Annotated in this window: 4 protein-coding genes; all 4 read right to left on the bottom strand. The window is 63.3% G+C overall.

Annotated elements, in window-relative coordinates:
- Window positions 1-577 (bottom strand): 4Fe-4S ferredoxin (locus VD811_02245; protein ID HXV19794.1); only part of this gene is annotated, 577 nt, incomplete at its 3' end.
- A 119-nt stretch (window positions 578-696) separates the two neighbouring features.
- Window positions 697-2,340 (bottom strand): glutamate synthase-related protein, encoded by a 1,644-nt coding sequence (locus VD811_02240; protein HXV19793.1) that lies wholly within the window; start codon window positions 2,338-2,340, stop codon window positions 697-699.
- Window positions 2,328-3,434, bottom strand: coding sequence for a glutamine amidotransferase family protein (locus tag VD811_02235; GenBank protein ID HXV19792.1), 1,107 nt, complete (start codon window positions 3,432-3,434; stop codon window positions 2,328-2,330). The genes VD811_02240 and VD811_02235 overlap by 13 nt, the downstream gene beginning before the upstream one ends.
- Window positions 3,435-3,759: 325 nt before the next feature.
- On the bottom strand, window positions 3,760-3,958 hold a 199-nt coding region (locus VD811_02230; GenBank protein HXV19791.1), incomplete at its 5' end, for an ammonia channel protein.

The raw sequence follows: 3,958 nt of genomic DNA, 5'->3' as shown, positions 1-3,958 counted from the left end.
CAACCTGCCCGCGCACGTAGATGGTGCCGCCGACCATGCCGACGCAGCTGCGATCGCCGAGAACCGAATCGACGTCCTGGCTGTCGACGCCGCAGATGACGCCGATGCCGCCGCCCATGAACTCGAAGGAGAAGGAACCGGTGTGCTTGAGCACCCAGAACTCGGGGGCATCGTAGGCCGGGTCGTGCTTCATCAGCGAGCCGGAACGGGTGCCGACGCGGCCGGCGACGTAGATCTTGCCGGCGGCCGAGCAGTGGGCGGTAGTGTCGCCGCCGTCGCCGAGGATGGTCAGGGTGGCGCCGGCGTTGAGCCAGCCGGCATCGGCCGGGGCGCTCCCGTCGACGACGATCTCGGTGCCGTCGAGGCCGAAGGCGCCGACCCGCTGGCCGGGGTTCTTCACCCGAAACCTGAGGGGCTGGCCGTCGCCGGTCCAGAGCGGGCCGCCGATATCGTGATGGCCCGAAGAGAGGACTTCGAACTCGGTCTCCCCCGCCTCCAGAGCGGCGTATATCTGCTGCAGAAGCTTCTGGGTGGAGATGCGCTGGTTATTTTCAAATCCGGTGATCTGGGCTGCCATATCAAACCCCTTTCAGGCCAGAGGCCAAAGGCCCGAGGCAAAAGGTAACACGCTTAACCTATAGATGTTTTTCAAGTCCCTCGGCCGTTAACCTTTGGCCTCGAGCCTCGAGCTTTAACCTAGCAAACGTACTGGATCTGCAACCGTTCCGCCACGCCCCGGTCGGTGGAGACGAGGGCGTCGGAGCGGCCCACCGGCAGGGAAGAGTTGCCGATGGGGGCCATGAGCTTTTTCAGCTCCTGATCCATGGCCAGGAAGTAGTTGACGATATTCTGCGCCACCTTCTCCGGGTCGAGGCGGTGCGCCAGGGCCGGCTCCTGGGTGGTGATGCCGGCCGGGCAGAGGCCGGTGTTGCAGGCGTTGCAGCGCCCCATGTCGTTGCCGACGCAGCCGGCCATCTGCAGGATGAGGCGGCCGGTGAAAACGCCGTTGGCGCCGAGGGCGATCATCTTGAAGGCATCGGCGGCCAGATCCCCGGTGCGCCCCAGTCCGCCGGCGGCCCACAGGGGAATCTGACCCTGCCGCCCCTGGGCGACGGCCGCCAGGTAGCAGTCGCGCAGCTTGCTGACGATCGGGTGGCCGGTGTGGTCGAGGGAGACCTCGTGCGCCGCGCCGGTGCCGCCGTCGATGCCGTCGAGGAAGAAGCCGCCGACGATGTTGTAAGGGTCGCGCACCAGGTTGTTGAAGACGCTGACCGAGGTCGAGCTGGCCGCCACCTTGATTGCCACCGGCACGCGGAACTTGAAGGCGGCGTTGAAGGAGAGGAACATCTTCTGCACGCTCTCCTCGATGGAGTAGAGCCCCTGGTGGTTGGGGGGGGAGAGCAGGTCGGCCTTGGGCACGCCGCGGATCGCCTGGATGTGCTCGGCCACCTTCTGCGCCATGAGCAGGCCGCCGTCGCCCGGCTTGGCCCCCTGGCCGATCTTGATGAGGACACCGGCGGGATCCTCGGTCATGTACGGCATCGCCTTGACGATACGGTTCCAGCCGAAGTGGCCGGAGGCGATCTGCAGGATCATGTACTTCAGATATTTGGATTTCAGCAGGCGTACCGGCACGCCCCCCTCGCCGGAGCACATCCGCACCGGCAGGCCACACTCCTCGTTGAGATAGGCGGTGGCCATCGCCACCCCTTCCCACATGCGCCAGGAGAGGGCACCGATCGACATGTCGCCGATCACCACCGGGTAGATCCAACGCACCGGCGGCGCCTGGCCGTCGGAGACCAGCAGCCCCTGCTCATTGATCTTGAGCGGCAGCTTGCCGGCCGGCAGGATGCGGCCGAAGGGGGCGAGCATGTCGAAGGTGTGCCGCTGGGCATCGAGTGAGGGGTCGGTCATCTGCGAAATGCGCCCGACCCGCAGCTTGTCGAGGGTGCGCACGGTTGCTTCCAGGTTTTTGCGGCCGCCGCGCTTGATCGAGTCGCCGGCCAGACAGCGGGTGACGATCGGGTGGCGGGTGTCCTGATTGCGCACCGGGCCGATGGCGTCGTTGGGGCAGACCTTCTCACAGATGCCGCAGCCGCGGCAGTAGTTCTTGACCGAATGGGCCTGGCGGATCACCGGCACGGCACTGAAGCGCTGCTTCGGCTCGGGCAGGTCGCCTTCCGAGAAGACCATGCGCCGCCGCTCCACCTTCGGTTCGATGGCCCGGAAGGAGCAGGCGGCGACGCAGGAGCCGCAGAGGGTGCAGCGACTGGCGTCGTAGCGGATCTTCCAGGGCAGGTCGTTGGGGGTGACGTCATGGATTTTCATTGTTTCCATCGCTGAACCTCCAGGCGGTTGCCGATCACCACGATCTCCCGTTCATTGGGATAGATGTCGGTTTCCCAGTTGCGGTCGGGAAGTACTTCGTTGATGCCGCACACCTCCGAGGCGAAGACCACCGTATCACTGGAGCGGCCGATGACGATCGGGCGCAGCTTCTTGGCGTCGCAGCAGGTAAAGAGGGTGCCATCGGGCAGGACGCCGATGATGGTATTGGGGCCGTTGATTTCCAGGTGCGACAGCGACTGGCGGATGGCCAGCATCTGTTCCTTGTCGTCGCGCCGCTCGATCGTCTCGAAGGGGAGCGGCGTGATGACGTGCTTGTAGTAGGAGAGCGGCCACCCGAGCTGCCGGTGCACGTAGTGCAGGGTATAGAGGAAGCACTGGGAGTCGGACTCGAAGCCGATGTAGCCGTGGTGCAGCTTGCGCTGGAATTCCTTGTTCTTCTGGTAGAAGGTGTTCTCGCCATTGGCCAGCGCCGTATAGCCCTGCAGGAAAAAGGGGTGGGCGGCGTAGCGGACGATGTCGTAGTTGGTGTTCTGCCGGCACTGGGCGGTGATCACTCTGGCCGTGAACTTTTTGTCCGGCTGCCAGAGGTTGAAATAGGTTCCGATGTCGCGCGGGTCGCCAATCTCCTTGAGGGTCACCACATCGGGCCAGAAGGAGTAGACGAAACCCATGTCATCGTCCTCAAGAGCTGCCCGCAGCTTCAGCCGCATGTTGAGCAGCAGTTCTTCCTTCTCCTGCTGCGTGGCATGCTTGTAAGCCTTGGGATAGTCGAAGGTCTCGAAGACGTAGTTGGGCATGGCGTTGATGTCGAGACCGGGCTGGGGATTGGTCTCCGGCACCCACTGCAGCACCCGCTGGAAGCCGGCGGCATGCAGCATGTCCTCGGCGAGCTTCAACCCCTCGTCGGTGCAGGCGAGGGAAAGGGTGGGAAGATGTTTGTATCCCTCGAAAATGCCGCCCAGGTCCTGCATGACCATGGCGAACCCGGAATTGTCGTGCCCTTTCTGCTGTGACTGCATCAACAACAGGGCCTGACTCGGATGAACATAATTCAGACTTTTGATGGCTCCAATGCGACACATGGCCGGCTACCTCCACATCTATAAGGATCCGCACGGGTGTTTCGGGACGAAATCGGCTGCGGCAGTCATGAACACAAATGCAACAAAAGTGCCATCGGGCCTATAAGCCCTTGAAACTTTCCGTATACACCACAAAGGCCTTAAAGTTTAAAGTTTTTCCGGAGCAAGAAGGGACGCAAAAGGGTAAGCGACATGGCCCGGGTGGCCGGGAAATAGTCGACGCCAGGAAACCGGCTGCTCATTCTGTGTATAAAGCATACTCTGTCGCAAAAAAGGCGGCGCCCAACTGCGGGCGCCGCCTTGCTGAACGGGAAGTCGCCGCGACTCAGATATTGTAGCCCGACTCGGAGTGCTCCGTCTGGTCGAGCCCCATGCGCTCTTCGTCCGTGGTAACCCGCAGGCCCATGGTCGCCTTGAGCGCCAGGAGGATGCCGATGGTCACCGCCACGGCGTAGGCGCCGGCGGCCGCCACGCCAATGAGCTGAACCACGAACTGATGAAAGTTGCCGGCCAGCAGGCCGGTC

It is taken from the genome of Desulfuromonadales bacterium (assembly GCA_035620395.1).
GTDB lineage: Bacteria > Desulfobacterota > Desulfuromonadia > Desulfuromonadales > DASPGW01 > DASPGW01.
Note: the sequence above shows the minus strand (reverse complement) of the source record. Positions and strands in the feature narration are given on the sequence as shown.